The 15,193-nt window shown below is 48.3% G+C and carries 13 protein-coding genes and 2 pseudogenes; 6 read left to right on the forward strand and 9 right to left on the reverse strand.

Annotation, left to right across the window (positions count from 1 at the left end; all coding sequences use genetic code 11):
- Window positions 1-46: 46 nt before the first annotated feature.
- Window positions 47-667: a BamJ family beta-barrel-assembly machinery protein gene (locus tag D908_RS14345; protein ID WP_000005598.1), complete on the reverse strand. Its 621-nt coding sequence runs from the start codon at window positions 665-667 to the stop codon at window positions 47-49.
- A gap of 225 nt (window positions 668-892) precedes the next feature.
- On the opposite strand from D908_RS14345, the pseudogene D908_RS0118975 reads away from it, so the two are divergent.
- Window positions 893-1,461 (forward strand): annotated as a pseudogene (locus tag D908_RS0118975) (LysM-like peptidoglycan-binding domain-containing protein).
- On the opposite strand, the gene D908_RS14340 reads toward D908_RS0118975, so the two are convergent.
- Together D908_RS14340 and D908_RS14335 are read right to left on the reverse strand one after the other, a co-directional pair.
- Window positions 1,411-2,304: a DMT family transporter gene (locus tag D908_RS14340; RefSeq protein ID WP_000017476.1), complete on the reverse strand. Its 894-nt coding sequence runs from the start codon at window positions 2,302-2,304 to the stop codon at window positions 1,411-1,413. The pseudogene D908_RS0118975 and the gene D908_RS14340 overlap by 51 nt on opposite strands.
- A gap of 2 nt (window positions 2,305-2,306) precedes the next feature.
- Window positions 2,307-2,756 carry a GNAT family N-acetyltransferase gene (locus tag D908_RS14335; RefSeq protein ID WP_000634060.1) on the reverse strand — a complete coding sequence of 150 codons (450 nt, stop codon included), beginning with the start codon at window positions 2,754-2,756 and terminating at the stop codon, window positions 2,307-2,309.
- A 200-nt stretch (window positions 2,757-2,956) separates the two neighbouring features.
- On the opposite strand from D908_RS14335, the gene dbpA reads away from it, so the two are divergent.
- Window positions 2,957-4,339, forward strand: a complete 1,383-nt coding sequence (gene dbpA / locus D908_RS14330) for an ATP-dependent RNA helicase DbpA (protein WP_005523155.1) — start codon at window positions 2,957-2,959, stop codon at window positions 4,337-4,339.
- A gap of 2 nt (window positions 4,340-4,341) precedes the next feature.
- On the opposite strand, the gene D908_RS14325 is transcribed toward dbpA, so the two are convergent.
- Complete coding sequence (locus tag D908_RS14325) at window positions 4,342-4,911, reverse strand: Crp/Fnr family transcriptional regulator (protein WP_001148839.1); 570 nt, start codon at window positions 4,909-4,911, stop codon at window positions 4,342-4,344.
- A 120-nt stretch (window positions 4,912-5,031) separates the two neighbouring features.
- Window positions 5,032-6,939 (reverse strand): 2',3'-cyclic-nucleotide 2'-phosphodiesterase, encoded by a 1,908-nt coding sequence (gene cpdB / locus D908_RS14320; RefSeq protein ID WP_235047345.1) that lies wholly within the window; start codon window positions 6,937-6,939, stop codon window positions 5,032-5,034.
- Between the two features lie 367 nt (window positions 6,940-7,306).
- Between cpdB and cobA the strand changes: the two genes are divergently transcribed.
- The 4 genes from cobA to cysC are packed head-to-tail and all read left to right on the forward strand — an operon-like array spanning window position 7,307 to window position 11,292.
- A complete protein-coding gene (gene cobA / locus D908_RS14315) occupies window positions 7,307-8,173 on the forward strand; it encodes a uroporphyrinogen-III C-methyltransferase (protein WP_005523157.1) in 867 nt (288 codons plus the stop codon).
- Between the two features lie 43 nt (window positions 8,174-8,216).
- Entirely contained in the window at window positions 8,217-9,185 is a 969-nt protein-coding gene (cysD, locus tag D908_RS14310) for a sulfate adenylyltransferase subunit CysD (protein WP_227744713.1), read from the forward strand.
- A gap of 17 nt (window positions 9,186-9,202) precedes the next feature.
- Window positions 9,203-10,633 carry a sulfate adenylyltransferase subunit CysN gene (cysN, locus tag D908_RS14305; RefSeq protein ID WP_005523158.1) on the forward strand — a complete coding sequence of 477 codons (1,431 nt, stop codon included), beginning with the start codon at window positions 9,203-9,205 and terminating at the stop codon, window positions 10,631-10,633.
- 32 nt (window positions 10,634-10,665) lie between these two features.
- Window positions 10,666-11,292, forward strand: a complete 627-nt coding sequence (gene cysC, locus D908_RS14300; RefSeq protein WP_005523162.1) for an adenylyl-sulfate kinase — start codon at window positions 10,666-10,668, stop codon at window positions 11,290-11,292.
- 87 nt (window positions 11,293-11,379) lie between these two features.
- Here the strand turns inward: cysC and D908_RS0118980 are convergent.
- The 4 genes and pseudogenes from D908_RS0118980 to D908_RS14285 all read right to left on the reverse strand — a co-directional run bounded on the left by D908_RS0118980 (window position 11,380) and on the right by D908_RS14285 (window position 15,125).
- A pseudogene (locus tag D908_RS0118980) lies at window positions 11,380-12,277 on the reverse strand (TIGR03899 family protein).
- A 298-nt stretch (window positions 12,278-12,575) separates the two neighbouring features.
- Window positions 12,576-13,100 carry a DUF3299 domain-containing protein gene (locus D908_RS14295; RefSeq protein WP_005523165.1) on the reverse strand — a complete coding sequence of 175 codons (525 nt, stop codon included), beginning with the start codon at window positions 13,098-13,100 and terminating at the stop codon, window positions 12,576-12,578.
- A gap of 52 nt (window positions 13,101-13,152) precedes the next feature.
- Window positions 13,153-14,412 (reverse strand): ABC transporter permease, encoded by a 1,260-nt coding sequence (locus tag D908_RS14290; protein WP_005523167.1) that lies wholly within the window; start codon window positions 14,410-14,412, stop codon window positions 13,153-13,155.
- A complete protein-coding gene (locus D908_RS14285; RefSeq protein WP_000543019.1) occupies window positions 14,409-15,125 on the reverse strand; it encodes an ABC transporter ATP-binding protein in 717 nt (238 codons plus the stop codon). Before D908_RS14285 ends, D908_RS14290 begins: the two co-directional genes overlap by 4 nt.
- Between the last annotated feature and the right edge of the window lie 68 nt (window positions 15,126-15,193).

The following is a 15,193-nucleotide window of genomic DNA, read 5'->3' on the forward strand; positions in this document are numbered from 1 at the left end:
AGTGGGTCGCTCTTTGTCAAATTATTGCGAAAAGTAAAACCTAAGCTTACAGAATATCCAGCAGTTCTACTTCAAATACCAAAGCTGCGAATGGTGGAATTGCTGCGCCTGCGCCACGCTCACCATAAGCAAGATCCTGAGGAATGTAGAGTTTCCACTTAGAACCTACAGGCATTAATTGCAGTGCCTCAACCCAACCGCGGATAACGCCAGTTACTGGGAATTCAGCTGGTTGACCGCGAGATACTGAGCTGTCGAACACAGTGCCATCAACTAATTGGCCGTGGTAGTGAACGCGAACTGACTTGTCAGCAGTTGGGATCGCACCGTTACCTTCAACCAGAACTTCGTATTGCAGACCTGACTCAAGAACAGTGACTTCTGGACGCAGAGCATTATCTTTCAGGAATGCTTCACCTTCAGATGCAGCTGCTTTTGCGGCTTCTTGGCGAGCTTCTTCTGCGCGCATGTGAATTGCGTGCAGAGCTTGGTTGATCTCATCGATAGAGATCGCAGGCTGTTCGCCAACCAGTGCAGTTGCGATACCTGCAGCAATCGCAGCCACGTTCAGGCCTTCTAGACCGCTGCCAGCCAGTTGCTGACCCATTTGCAGGCCGATACCGTAGCTAGCTTTTTGCTCTACGGTTTCAAATTTAACTTCAGACATAAAAGTCACTCTTGGTCGTTCAATAAAGGCGACAGAATAACAGGTTAGGCATTGTGATGAAACGTCTAGCCTTAGATCCGTAAGGTCAGTGAGGTGTGACTTGTCGCAGAAAGTTCAGCGAAAATCTTCAAGTTTGTGTCAAGCTTTGGCTTTAAGGTTACTCGACTCTATACTCTAACCTCATGAGTTTTTATACTGTGGGCAAGTAATTAAAGGACTTTAAACATGAATCGCCGCCACAAGAAGCCGCAGCAAATTGATTATCTGCCGAAGTGAAGACTTATTGGCAGAAATTAGATTGGCCACACTATCGCCAGCAACTTAGTGAGCTATGGTTACGCCTGCCTGTTTTCCATCGTAGAGGCTTGATGGTACTGGCTCCAGTTGTGTTGGTATTGATGATTGTTCCTTTGCCGGAGAGTAAAGAAGAGGCTATTGAGCCTACATCCTCTACCAAGCGCATTGAAGTGGGGATGAATACGCAAAGTCTGAGTGAGCAACGCTCTCAAAATCAGCAAACGGCACTGAAATCCTCGGCCTGGCAGGAGTACGTCGTTCGTCAAGGAGATACTCTGTCTCAGGTATTCCGCAATAACGAACTGCCGCTAACGGATATCAATGCCTTGGTCAAAGTTGAAGGGGTAGATAAACCACTCAGCCAAATCCAAGCTGGTCAGTTGATTCGCTTTAAGTTGGCCGAAAATGGTCAATTAGATATTCTGCAATTGGAACGAAACAACCAATCAGTGATGTTCTTCCGACTCTCTGACGGCGGTTTTGGGCGCAGTAAATAATCCCCACCACTTAGCAAACAACGCTCTGGGTAACAAAGGCAAAATAATCATTCCGATACCGAGCCAAGTTAGCGCATCTAAAAGCTCATCAAACCAAATTGCCCCAAAGGCAGCGACAAAAATCAGCCCCGAATACTCAGCCAGTGCAATCTGGCTGGCTGACGCTTTCTGGTAGGCGGCAACGGCTAATCCGTTATACAACAGAATCAACCCTGAACTGGCGGCAATCCATAACCATTCTTGTTGTGTCAGCGGTTGCCAATAAGCGGCGGCGAGCAATCCTGAAATGGGCAGTGAAAAAAGGGATGTCCACATTAATGTGGTTACCACTGGTTGCTGCTCAGGGATTGTTCGTGCCAGTAAATTAAACAGTGCCAGTGAAAATGCAGTGCCGAGGGCAAATAGCGCTGCCCAATGAAACTGCGATGGTCGGAGTACAATCAATACGCCAATAAACCCAGTGACAGTCGCTACTATCTTGCCACGGTTGGGTTTCTCTTTAAGAAACAGAATGGAGAGTGGCAGCATCAAAAGTGGGGCGGCGTAAAATACTGCATTCGCTGTTGCCAACGGTAGATAGGAAATAGCGACCACCATGCAACCAGCACCTAAAAGCACTAAGTGGGCGCGTATCCAAGTTATCTTTGGATCATGAAGTTGACGTAAGACTTTTGGTTGTCGCCACCAAAGAGGCCAAATTAAGACAAAGGCGAATAACTGGCGTAAGAACATGTACTGGAAGGGAACCACTTCACCTTGTAGCATTTTGACCGCGACATCGGAGAGTGAAGCCGCCAAATTGCCGAAAATTAACAGCCAAATGGCCAGTGCTGCGTGGCTCATAGTCAGGCTCTTTTCATGTCGATGTGAGGAATACCATCTTCCAGATATGTTTTAGAAGTCGGTTCAAAACCATAGCGGCCATAAAAGTCACGCAGATGCTCCTGAGCACCAATTTCTATCGCTTGTTGAGGCCACAAGTGCTGGCAATGCTCAAGCGCAGTTTGCAATAACAGATGCCCTAAACCATTCCCCCGAGCGCTAGCCTTAGTGGCAACCCGACCAATGCTTACACTCGGGTAGCTGACACCCATTGGCAGCAGGCGTGCGCAAGCAACTAACTCTTTATCTCGGTAGCCGAGTAAATGGTGCACACCAGTCATGCGATCTTTGTTATCTAATTCGGGATAGGGGCAGGTCTGTTCAACCACAAAAACATCAACTCGCAGTTTGAGTAGATCGTACAGCTGTTCGGTCGTTAATTGGCAAAAAGGGATACATTGCCAGGTGATCATTTCTATCTCCTTGAAAATGAGGTCTGCAAGTCAGGTATATCATGCTATGGATCATGAGTTTGACACTGTACCAGTTAGAGAAAAAATGCGCGTTAACAAAGGTTAAACGCGGGTTGGAAAATTTAAATGAAGATTCACTGGAGCTGAAGCGCAAAATAACGATAATAGCGCTTCTTTTTTCGTCACACTGAGGACACCTCTTGAACGCCAATTCTTTTGCAGCTTTGAATCTGAAGCCTGAATTACTCGCTAACCTTGAAACTATGGGGTTTGCAACCATGACTCCGATTCAGGCGCAATCTCTACCCGCTATTCTCAATAGACAGGATGTGATTGGCCAAGGAAAAACAGGCTCAGGTAAAACAGCGGCATTTGGTCTTGGGGTGTTATCAAATCTCAATGTGAAGCGCTTTCGCGTGCAAGCCTTGGTGTTGTGCCCAACTCGTGAGTTAGCTGACCAAGTGGCGACCGATATTCGTACCTTAGGGCGCACTATCCATAATATTAAAGTGCTGACACTGTGTGGCGGTATGCCGATGGGACCACAGATTGGTTCTCTTGAGCATGGCGCGCATATCTTGGTGGGTACACCGGGGCGTATTTTGGATCACCTGAGCAAAGATCGTATCGATCTGAGTGAGTTGAACACGCTGGTATTGGATGAAGCTGATCGCATGTTAGAAATGGGCTTCCAAGAAGCGTTAGAAGCGATCATCGCGGCAGCACCGACTCAACGTCAAACCTTGCTGTTTAGTGCCACTTACCCAGCCAGCATTGAGCAAATTGCACAAAGTGTGACTCGCAATGCGATGATGATTAAAGTAGCGGCGACGCATGATACTTCCAGTATTCGTCAATACTTTTACAAGGTAGATGGCAGCACCGCGCGTGATGAAGCACTGGAAACCTTACTGTTGCACCATCAACCCACCTCTTCAGTGGTGTTTTGTAATACCAAGCGTGAAGTACAAAATGTCGCGGATGCGTTGCATCAAAGCGGCTTTAGCGTGATTGAACTGCATGGTGATATGGAGCAGCGTGAGCGTGACCAAGCCCTAGTGCAGTTTGCTAATAAGAGCATTTCGATTCTGGTTGCGACTGATGTGGCTGCACGTGGTCTGGATGTTGATAATCTTGATGCCGTGTTTAACTACGATTTGTCACGCGATCCTGAAGTGCATGTGCACCGCATCGGTCGTACGGGTCGCGCAGGCAGTAAAGGTTTGGCGTTTAGCTTCTTTAGCGATAACGAGAGCTACCGTGTGGCGCAAATTGATGAGTACATGGATATCGCAATTGAGCCATCTACTTTGCCACAACCTGCGGCAGGTGCGCGCCCTTACGCCGCCAATATGGTGACTATTCAGATTGATGGCGGTAAGAAAGACAAGGTTCGTCCGGGGGATATTCTTGGCGCACTCACCAGTGATGGTGAACTGACGGCGGCGCAGATCGGCAAGATCAACCTATTCCCGATGCGATCTTATGTCGCAGTAGAGAAGAAAATTGCCCATAAAGCGCTGAACAAAATCGCTAACGGCAAGATGAAGGGACGCCAGTTCCGCGCTCGTTTACTTAAATAATCTCACGAATGATTTCTCAGCCGTGCTTTGATGCGGCTGAGGCTAATCGGCGTGATCCCCAAATAAGCGGCGATGTGGTGATCGCAAAGCCGCTCCATCAACTCAGGAAATTGTGCACACATCACCTGATAACGCTGTTCAGGTCGATAGAGCAACATAAAACGCTCTTTTTGCTCTTTGTACAGCAGTTGGGTTTCCAACAAACGCTGATAAAGCGGATGACCGCTAGCACGCCATTCCCGTAATACTTCAATAGGCACTCCCACCAATTGCACTGGTGATAAGGTTTCCAACACAAACGGCGAACCCTGTTCACGGATCAGGCTTTCAAAGCCAATTGCCCAATCTTGCTCCCAGTAGAATTCCTTGCTGAAGCTTTTTCCTTCTTCGGTGAGATAACAAGCGTGGCACAGGCCTTCTAACACCCAATACGCAAACGGAGTTTGCTCGCCTTGCGCGACCAAAATATGCCGTGTGGGTAACTCTAATGGCTGGGCAACGCTCTGTAGCTGTGTGCATTCGGCATCCGAAAAGCCATGATGTTTGAGATAAGCTTGAAACTGCGCTTGCATAAAAGCCTCATAGAAAAAGAGAAACAGCCACTCATGGTGGCTGTTTACTTTACGTGATAACCCTGGTGACTTGAAGCCGCAGCAGTGTTGGTTGCAGTTTCAATATTGGGTTATCGGTGCTTATTTTTGTAGGTCGATACGATACACCGCAAAGCCGACTTCATCGGTAGCGACTTGGGTCATCGGATATTGGCCTTTTTGTTTAATAAACTGGGTTGCCTTATCACTTGGTGAGGTTTCAAAGCGGATATCCAGTTTTGTTTTGCTGGAAATCGGAGCAAATGACCAGTTGTTGTCAGCACTTGGCGTAACTTCACCTTTCTCTTTGCTCACGCGCGCAATGTAATCAGCCACGACTGTACGGTTTTCGTCAGGTGAATCAAACGCAACAAACTTAGCACCAGTGCCAGGGAACTTGTTGCTGTAAGCACGGTAGTTGTTGGTGGCGATCAAGAAGGTCTGCTTGTCATTGATCGGCTTACCTTGATAGGTCAGCTTCACAATACGCTGTGATTTAGGATTGATCAGTTTGCAATCGCCGTCGTAGCGCGCTGGCTGAGTAATATCAATCTGATAGTTCACTCCATCGATCACATCAAAGTTATAGGTACGGAAGTCATTCCAGTTGATCAGTGATTGTGGTGCGCTAGAGGTCACATCAATTTGATTGAATTGACCTGCGGAACACTCCAACCACTCTTTCACTTCATATCCGCTGACCTTCATGGTGACTAAGGTGTTCGGGTAGAGATAAAGATCGGCTGCGTTACGGAAGGTGAGTTCACCAGATTCCACTTCGGTAAAACCGTTGGGATCATCTTTACGGCCACCGGCTTTAAAGGGAGCGGCGGCTGACAGCACTGGTAGACCATCAAGGTTTGGATCGCCTTGAATAAAGCGCTCCACATAATCTTTTTGCGCGAGGTTGACGATTTGTACGGTGGGATCGTCTTGTACCAATGACAAGAAGCTGTACATCACATCGTTCGCTTTACCTATTGGTTGGTTAACAAAATCGCGGGTGCCTTTGTGATCATCTTGCAGTGCTTTCACCATTGCGGTATCGGCTTCGACTAACGCTTTCTTATTGGCTTTATCGAAGATAGGGCGAGCTTCAGATTGACCGGAAGTGACCGTCCAGCGGCCTTGTTGTTTTTCCAACGTCAGATCCATTACCCCAACATGGCTACCCCAGCGTCCCGGCATCACAGCGGTGACACCATTGATGGTGCCTTTATCGATGTCTGCACCCGGTACATTGGCAAAATCTTTACCCGGGAAGACGGCGTGAGAGTGACCAAAAGCAATGGCATCGATGCCTTTCACTTGAGTCAGGTAGTAAACCGAGTTTTCTGCGCCAGCTTGGTATTCTTCGGTGCTAATCCCTGAGTGAGGAATGGCCACAATCACGTCCGCACCTTGTGCTTTCATTTTTGGAATGAGCTTTTCTGCGGTCTGTTTGATATCCGCAGCCGTCACTTTGCCTTCGAGGTTTTTCTTATCCCACACCATGATTTGTGGTGGTACAAAACCGATATAACCAACTTTGATGGTATGTGCTTCACCATCAGTATCTTTGAAGGTGTGCTCTTTAATCACGTAAGGCGTGAAGAGGTGCTGACCCGTTTTGGCATCAAACACGTTGGCGTTGATGTAGGGGAAAGCGGCATCGTTGATGGTTTCTTTTAAGAAATCGAGGCCGTAGTTGAATTCGTGGTTACCAATGTTGCCCACATCATAGCCCAGTGGATTCATCGCTTTGTAAACCGGATGGACTTCACCCGCTTTAATGCCCTTATCCGCCATGTAGTCGCCCATTGGGCTGCCTTGAATCAAGTCGCCGTTATCCACCAACACGCTGTTTTCTACTTCGGCACGGGCTTGTTTAACTAGTGTTGCTGCACGCGTCAGGCCAATTTGATCGGAGGCTTTATCTTTGTAGTAGTCATAATCCATCAAATTAGTATGAATATCAGTGGTTTCGACAATACGCAGTTTGATCGTATCAGCCATTGCAGGGCCAGCCATGGCTAACAGGCCACCGAGAACCGCTAAAGAAACAGGTTTGATCATCATGGTCATCATTGACTCCAGAGTGAGTTGCAGAAAAGAACAAAAACAATCCGATAAATGTAACAAAACTCTATGAAACAATGATTTCACTCATGACTAAACTGTGATGCAACGCGATACCTTTATCTAAATCTGCCCCCTTGATCCCAGTTAGAGCACGACACCTCAAGTTGCTTTTGCGCTCAATCTGCTGACTTTCATCGAATAGAGTCATTTTTAATCGTTTATATCAGCTTTTGGAATAAAAAATGAAATTATAGAATTTCAGGTAATAAATAGAACTGCTCATAATGCCTGCAACAGACCAATAAGGATCAAGATTATGGCGCAGGATGCGGTGACCCTCTTTCGTAAAACCCCTCGCTTAGCCGTTGTGGAAGGCTCAAGTTATTCGCGTGCGACGCGCAGCCAACTGCAAGCGGGTGAAGTGGCGTTGGTGGGCGCAGGTCCGGGTGACCCTGAGCTCTTGACGGTAAAAGCCCTCAGCTACCTACAGCAAGCCGATGTGGTGTTGTACGACTACTTAGTCTCCGAAGACATCATGGCGTTGATTCCGACAGAAACGATTTTAGTCTGCGTTGGCAAACGTGCGGGTCATCATAGTGTGCCGCAAGAAAAAACTAACCAGTTGTTGGTGGACTTTGCCCGTCAAGGCTATCGAGTAGTGCGCATTAAAGGCGGCGATCCCTTCATGTTTGGTCGTGGTGGTGAAGAGCTGGAAGTGCTGTTTGAAGCAGGCGTGAAATTCCAGATTGTTCCCGGCATTACCGCAGCAGCAGGTGCAACAGCGTACGCTGGCATTCCATTGACTCATCGTGATTACGCTCAATCTGCTTTATTTGTGACGGGTCATTTAAAAGCACAAGCCGAGGATTTGGATTGGTCAACACTGGCACGTGGGCAACAAACCTTAGTGATTTACATGGGGTTAAGCAATGCAGCCATGATCGCTCAGCAATTGCAGCAGCATGGCCGTCATGCCAGCACGCCAGTGGCAATCATTGAACGCGGTACACAAACTAGCCAGAAGGTGCTGATTGGCACACTGCAAACCTTGCCAAGTTTGGCGACTCAGGCGCAATCACCCGCGTTGATTGTGGTCGGTGAAGTGGTGGCGCTGGCGGACAAACTGCACTGGTTTGGTGAAAGGCATCAAGCTGAGCAGCTTGAAGCTGCGCAATCGGCCTAAGTGTGAACGCACATCCTCTTGTTCATAACTCATGATTTAAAAGATACGGCGTTGCCAAGGCGCAGCGTCTCGCCGTCAGGCAAGCGAAAAGGAAGCAGGAAAAATGGATCAACAACGTTTAACCCATTTAAAACAGTTGGAAGCAGAAAGTATCCACATCATTCGTGAAGTGGCGGCAGAATTTGATAATCCAGTGATGATGTACTCGATTGGTAAAGACTCATCGGTCATGTTGCATTTGGCACGTAAAGCCTTTTATCCGGGCAAAATTCCTTTTCCTTTGTTGCACGTCGATACCGACTGGAAGTTTCGCGATATGATCGCGTTTCGCGATGCGACAGCAAAAAAATATGGCTTTGAGCTGCTAGTGCATAAAAACCCGGAAGGGTTAGCCGCAGGAATTAACCCGTTCGTGCATGGTTCTTCCAAGCATACCGACATCATGAAAACCCAAGGCTTGAAGCAAGCACTGAACAAATATGGCTTTGATGCTGCTTTTGGTGGGGCGCGTCGTGATGAAGAGAAATCGCGCGCCAAAGAGCGTGTCTACTCTTTCCGCGATAAAAACCATACTTGGGACCCGAAAAATCAGCGCCCAGAGCTATGGCGTACCTATAACGGCCAAATCAACAAAGGCGAAAGCATTCGCGTGTTCCCACTCTCTAACTGGACTGAGCTGGATATTTGGCAATACATCTATTTGGAAAATATCGAGATTGTTCCGCTCTATTTAGCCGATGTACGCCCGGTTGTGCAGCGTGATGGCATGCTGATCATGGTGGATGATGAACGCATGGAACTGCGTGAAGGCGAACAGATTGAACACAAAAGCGTGCGTTTCCGCACCTTGGGTTGTTACCCACTGACTGGAGCAATTGAGTCACAAGCCAACACACTGACTGAAATTATTGAAGAGATGCTGGTAGCGACGTCGAGTGAGCGTCAAGGCCGCGCGATCGATCACGATCAGTCGGGATCAATGGAACTGAAAAAACGTCAAGGTTACTTCTAAGGATCGAAGGAAAGCGTATGAACAATGCAGTGAAAGAACAGCTCGCTGAGCTCGGTATTGAAGGTTACCTCAATCAGCATCAACACAAATCCTTACTGAGATTCTTAACCTGTGGCTCAGTAGACGATGGTAAAAGTACCTTGATCGGTCGCTTGCTCCACGACTCAAAACAGATTTATGAAGATCAGTTGGCGGCCGTACATAACGACAGCCAGCGTGTCGGCACAACAGGCAGTCGCCCAGACTTAGCGCTGCTGGTGGATGGCTTGCAAGCTGAGCGTGAACAAGGCATCACGATTGATGTGGCGTATCGTTATTTCTCAACCCAGAAACGTAAATTCATCATTTCCGATACTCCGGGGCATGAACAGTACACTCGCAATATGGCCACCGGCGCATCGACCTGTGATCTTGCGGTGATCTTGATTGATGCGCGTAAAGGCGTGCTGGATCAAACGCGTCGTCACTCGTTTATCTCCAATCTGCTCGGTTTGAAGCATTTTGTCGTGGCGGTCAATAAAATGGATCTGGTCGATTATTCGCAAGATCGTTTTGAACAAATCCGCGCAGAATACCTCGAGTTTTCTAAGCATTTGCAGGGTGAAACGGATATTCAGATCATCCCACTCTCTGCTTTGGAAGGCGATAACGTCGTAGAGAAAAGCCGTTTGATGGATTGGTATCAAGGCCCATCACTGCTTGAGCTACTGGAAAATGTCGATATTGACCGTGACAAGAGTGGTGGTGAATTCCGCTTCCCAGTGCAGTATGTGAATCGTCCTAACCTCGATTTTCGCGGTTTCGCGGGTACGATCGCTTCTGGTGTGGTGAAGGTGGGCGATAAGATCAAAGCACTGCCATCGGGTAAAACCTCAACTGTGACGCGCATTGTAACCTTTGATGGCGATCTGCCTCAGGCACAAGCTGGATTGGCGGTGACCTTGACTCTGGCTGATGAGATCGACATCAGTCGTGGTGATTTAATTGTGCTTGAAAGCGCACAAGTCGACAGCACTAACCATTTGCTGGCTGATGTGGTGTGGATGACGGAACAGCCGCTGCAAGTTGGCCGTGATTACGATATCAAAATCGCTGGTAAGAAAACCGTGGGTCAAGTGAAAGCTGTGCGCCATCAGTACGACATCAATAACTTGTCGACCTACCACGCGGAGAGTTTGCCGCTTAATGGAATTGGTTTGTGCGAGTGGACTTTGACTCAAACGGTGGCGATCGATAAGTATCTGGATTGTGCCGATACGGGTGGTTTCATCATTATTGACCGTCTGACTAACGTTACTGTTGGCGCAGGCTTAGTACGTGACAGTTTGCAAAATATTGCGGGTCAAACCGAGCAATTCTCCGCCTTTGAATTAGAGTTGAATGCGCTAGTGCGTAAACATTTCCCACATTGGCAAGCGATTGATTTGAGCCGTTTAGGCAAAGCATGAGCGAGGCGCTAATGGTAAAGCAAGGAGAGAGCATGAGCCGTGAACAAGATGCCAATGAGCATAATGTGGTGTGGCATCGTCATGCCGTGGATAAAGAGCAACGTGCGGCGCTGAAAGAGCAGCGCCCAGCGGTACTCTGGTTTACTGGTTTATCTGGCGCGGGCAAATCGACCGTGGCAGGGGCGCTTGAGAACCGTTTAGCCGAGCTCGGTTATCATACTTATCTGCTTGATGGTGATAACGTACGCCACGGTTTGTGTAGCGATCTCGGCTTTTCTGAACAGGATAGACGGGAAAACATTCGCCGCATTGGTGAGCTTGCCAAGCTGATGGCGGATGCGGGTTTGATTGTGCTTACTGCGTTTATTTCGCCGCATCGCGCTGAGCGCCAGATGGTACGAGATTTGTTGCCAGCAGGTGAGTTTATTGAAGTGTACGTCAACACGTCATTGGATGTGTGCGAAGCGCGTGACCCGAAAGGCTTATACAAGAAGGCGCGTGCTGGAGAAATTCGCCAGTTTACGGGCATTGACTCCGCTTACGAATCTCCGCTTAATCCGGATATTGATTTGCCTGCGGGTGAAAAAAGCGTGGATGAGTTGGTGGTGCAGTGCCTGCATGCGTTAGCAGAGCGTAATATCATTCAGCGCCAAGGTTAACTCTTTAGATACCAAGTCAATACAAGTAAATAAAAAACAAAAAGCGACCATCCGGTCGCTTTTTTGATCCTGCTTTGTGAAAGCTACTCACACTGTGTGGTGAATCGAGCTACTGCTCACTTCGGTCTGCACCGTGAATTTTTGGGTAAGCAAGGCCACCAATTGATCGTAGTAAGTCATGTTGGGTTTGTTACCCAGCAGACGACACAGCTCATTCCCCGTTGGCTGAAGCGATAATAGATCAGGCGCACACCTTTGCTGCTCGGTTGCAGATGCAGATTTTTGCCTTGATAGCTGAGCAGTAGAGCGGGTTCGGATTCTATTTCGCCAGATTCCAATTCCGTTGCGTGTAAAAGCCCTAGTTCAATCAACACCAACAAGCTGGAATAGGGCAGTTGGTGACTACCAATATTGATTGCTTGGGTCGTGGTGCGCTTGCCAAGACTAAACAGGCTATTTTGTGCTTTATAGCCAATCAGCAATTTCAAACTGGTGTCTGAACCAAAACTGCACGCGAGAGCAGCGGCGCGTTGCAAAATCTGCGCTTCTTTGGGGGTCATATCTTGCAGCACTTTCAGGGCTTTCATGGAAGTGAAACCGGGGTTGGTCACTTCACGTTTCAGTACTTGCGCCCACAGCCGTTGCATTGAGCTGTTGTGAATATCTTGCGCCATATCGAAAAAGCGATACAGCCAGTCTTGGTCTGGATCGCCCGCTGTTTCATTACGGCATGAGCTATGCGCGAGCTTGATGATCTGCTCTAGGTTTTTCTGGCGTTGCTCTTTACGGTGACGTTCACGCTGCACTGCGCGTTCTAATGCGCTGTTTTCCGGTGTTTCAGTTAATAGTTGAGCATCTAAGCATGATGACGCGCGATCACCAGAATTCGGTTGCCGCTGTCTTTGACATAATGAGAGTGAGTTCGTTTATCTTGGCTCTGTTGAGAGTCATGCTCGATCACAACAGGCGTCGTATTATCCGCCATGCGCTACCTGAAAGCCTCTGCTACGGTTTTTAGTCTGCTTTAAAATTTACTCTGTTCATCGCTGAGCAGCCAGTGAAACTCTCGGACTCAGCGCACAATTTTGTGCTATCACAAATGATAATAAATTGTTAAAGTTGTTATCGTTATTTGTGGGGTGGCTATGAAGTATTGGAAAGAGCGCAAATTGGCCAAGTACCTATCAATCGTGATCTTATTTATCGGCTATTTTTCGGTACTGGCGTATTTATCGAAATATTTGGTGTAATCCTCCCCGCGCGAGGCGCAGGGAGGGCAAGTTTTACATATCGTCGTACTCTGCGATCTCTGTCCCAACAATGGTGTAGGCCGTTTCTGCAAGATCATGACTGAGTGATTCGGTTTTCAATTCCCCAATCACATAAATCACATCCCATAGCTCTTGAATGGGCGCACCTTTTGGAAACTTCACGTAAATGATCTGGTTCGGTGGTGGTGGCGGTACGTGGATACATGCGCCAAAGTAAGGCACCAACAAAAACTCAGTGACTTTTTGATCATCCCCTTCTAGTGGGATCACAAAGCCGGGAATTTTAACTCGGCTGCCATTCAATTCAGTACGTACGGTGCCAAGTTGCTGCTGTTTTGCAGGCTCAGTACCGTTGTGATCCGGCATCGGCATACCTTGTTGATCAAACAGTTTACGCTCTTGTTCGGGGATTAAATCCAACCAGTCGAGCTGCAGTACATCTTGCTCGCTGGCTGGCGCGGTTTCTTGATTTGCCAACAGTGGCGTTGAATACAGCGGGGCCATGATTAGGTTCGCTATCAACATGAAAATTCTCATTAAATGCTTCCTTGTGATCTTCTCGTGTAGAGCAAGCCACATCGATTTTTTCCTATAAGCGAATGGTCATTCCATCACTGAGCGATTGACGATAAGCGCGCAGTGCGGGAATAAACCCAATCACCATTCCTGCCAGTTGTACGCAGCCGAGCAATTGCCACTCATAAGGAGTGAGTCCGGTCAGCGCAATTTGAATGCCGTACTGGCTAGCAATCATTGGGGCTGCCATGGCTAGAAGCAGGTAGAGCATGCTTACTCCAAGCGCAATGCCTAACAGAGTCAGCACGCTGGCTTCGCTCACCAGCAAGGCAAACACATGGTGTGGTCTTGCCCCCATAGCACGCAAAATGGACATCTCTCGACGCCGCTCTTGCAAGCTGGTCAGCAAGCTACTGAGCATGCCGAGCAGTCCTGCGATGACGACAAAAATGGAGACTGCCATCAGCGCTTGTTCAGCGACCGACATCATGCCCCACAGCTCATGCAGTGCTACGCCGGGCATGATAGCGCTGAGCGGTTCTGCCGGATAGTCATTGATCTGCCGCTGCAAGGCAAAAGTTTGGATTTTTGATTTAAGTCCAATCAGCATGGCGGTGATTTGCTTAGGTGTGAAATCACGCTGAGCGAGTTGGTCAGCACTTGGCTGATGCCCAAGGTTTGCTCCCGATTCCCAACCGACATGAATTGCTTCTATCGCTTCTAAGGAAACATGTACGGTTTTATCCACGGGTGTGCCTGTCGGTGCCAATATCCCTACCACAGTAAACGGCAAATTATCGTGGCGGCTAAAACCGACATCACTGATGCCGTGAGCAATAATGACCTTGCTACCAACCTGATAGCCGAGAGACTTTGCCACATCCGCGCCGATCACGGTTTCAAACAGCCCGTTGAACTCTCCACCTTGTGAAAAAGTCAGTGGTTGCTTACTTCCGTAACGATAATGCTCGAAATAGCTGTGATTGGTGCCTAAAACTCGAAACCCTTTGTGCGAATCGCCCAAGGAGATGGGGATTGCCCATTTGACCGCGCGATGCTGGCTAAACTCTTGATAGCTGAGCCAATCAATATTGTTGGTGGCGTTACCAATGCGAAATACCGAGTAGAGCAGCAAATTGACCTGCCCTGAACGCCCGCCGACGATCAAATCGGTTCCAGAAATGGTGTTGGCAAAACTCTCTTTGGCTTGCGTGCGAATCCGTTCAACACCGAGCAGTAATACCACCGCGATGGAAACGGTCAGTACTGTTAACAGCGCGGTCGCTTTACGATTGAGTAAGCTTTTCCACGCCAGATTCAGGATCACTTTCATTGCCAGCCTCCCGCGCGATTGAGTGTCGGTAAGTGGATGCTGCGCTCAAAGAGCTTCTCGAGCGTTGGGTCATGGCTAACAAAAATTAAGGTTGAACCGACACGCTCAGCTTCTTCGCGCAGCAAGGCTATAAAGGCTTCGCGGTTATCAAAATCGAGGGCTGAGGTGGGTTCATCGGCGATGATTAGTTTTGGTTCGCCAATTAAAGCACGCGCCGCAGCAACACGTTGCTGCTGGCCGATGCTCAGCTCGGTCACGGGTTTATTCAGTAACGCGCTGGGCAGGTGTAATCTTTCCAGTAGCGATTGCGCTTTCTGCTGCAAAGAGCCACTGACTTGCTGTTTGCGCAGCGCGGAAAAATGGCACGGTAAGGTCACGTTGTCTAAAACAGAGAGATAAGGCAGCAAATTAAAATGCTGAAAAATATAGCCAATATGGTCAGCGCGAAAGCGATCACGCTGGCTGGCACTCAGTGCACGCAGATCGCTGCCGAGCAAAGAGACCATACCTTGGGTTGCGGTGTTAATACCGGTTAACAAGCTAAGTAAGGTGGATTTACCACAGCCACTCGGGCCTTTGACAAACAGGTGTTCACCTTGGGCAACCTGTAAATGCGCAATATCCAAGGTGGGCGTGCTGGCCCCCGGCCAACAGAAAACTGCGTCATTCAACTCAATCACGAATGAAGCAGAATCAGAACTGTGAGCATGCATCATGGTTCCTCATGTGTGCTTGGGTACTTCAAAGCCATAAAGTCAGGGGTAAGTAGGTACTTACCCCT

The sequence above is a fragment of the Vibrio mimicus CAIM 602 genome (assembly GCF_000338875.1).
Lineage (GTDB): Bacteria > Pseudomonadota > Gammaproteobacteria > Enterobacterales > Vibrionaceae > Vibrio > Vibrio mimicus.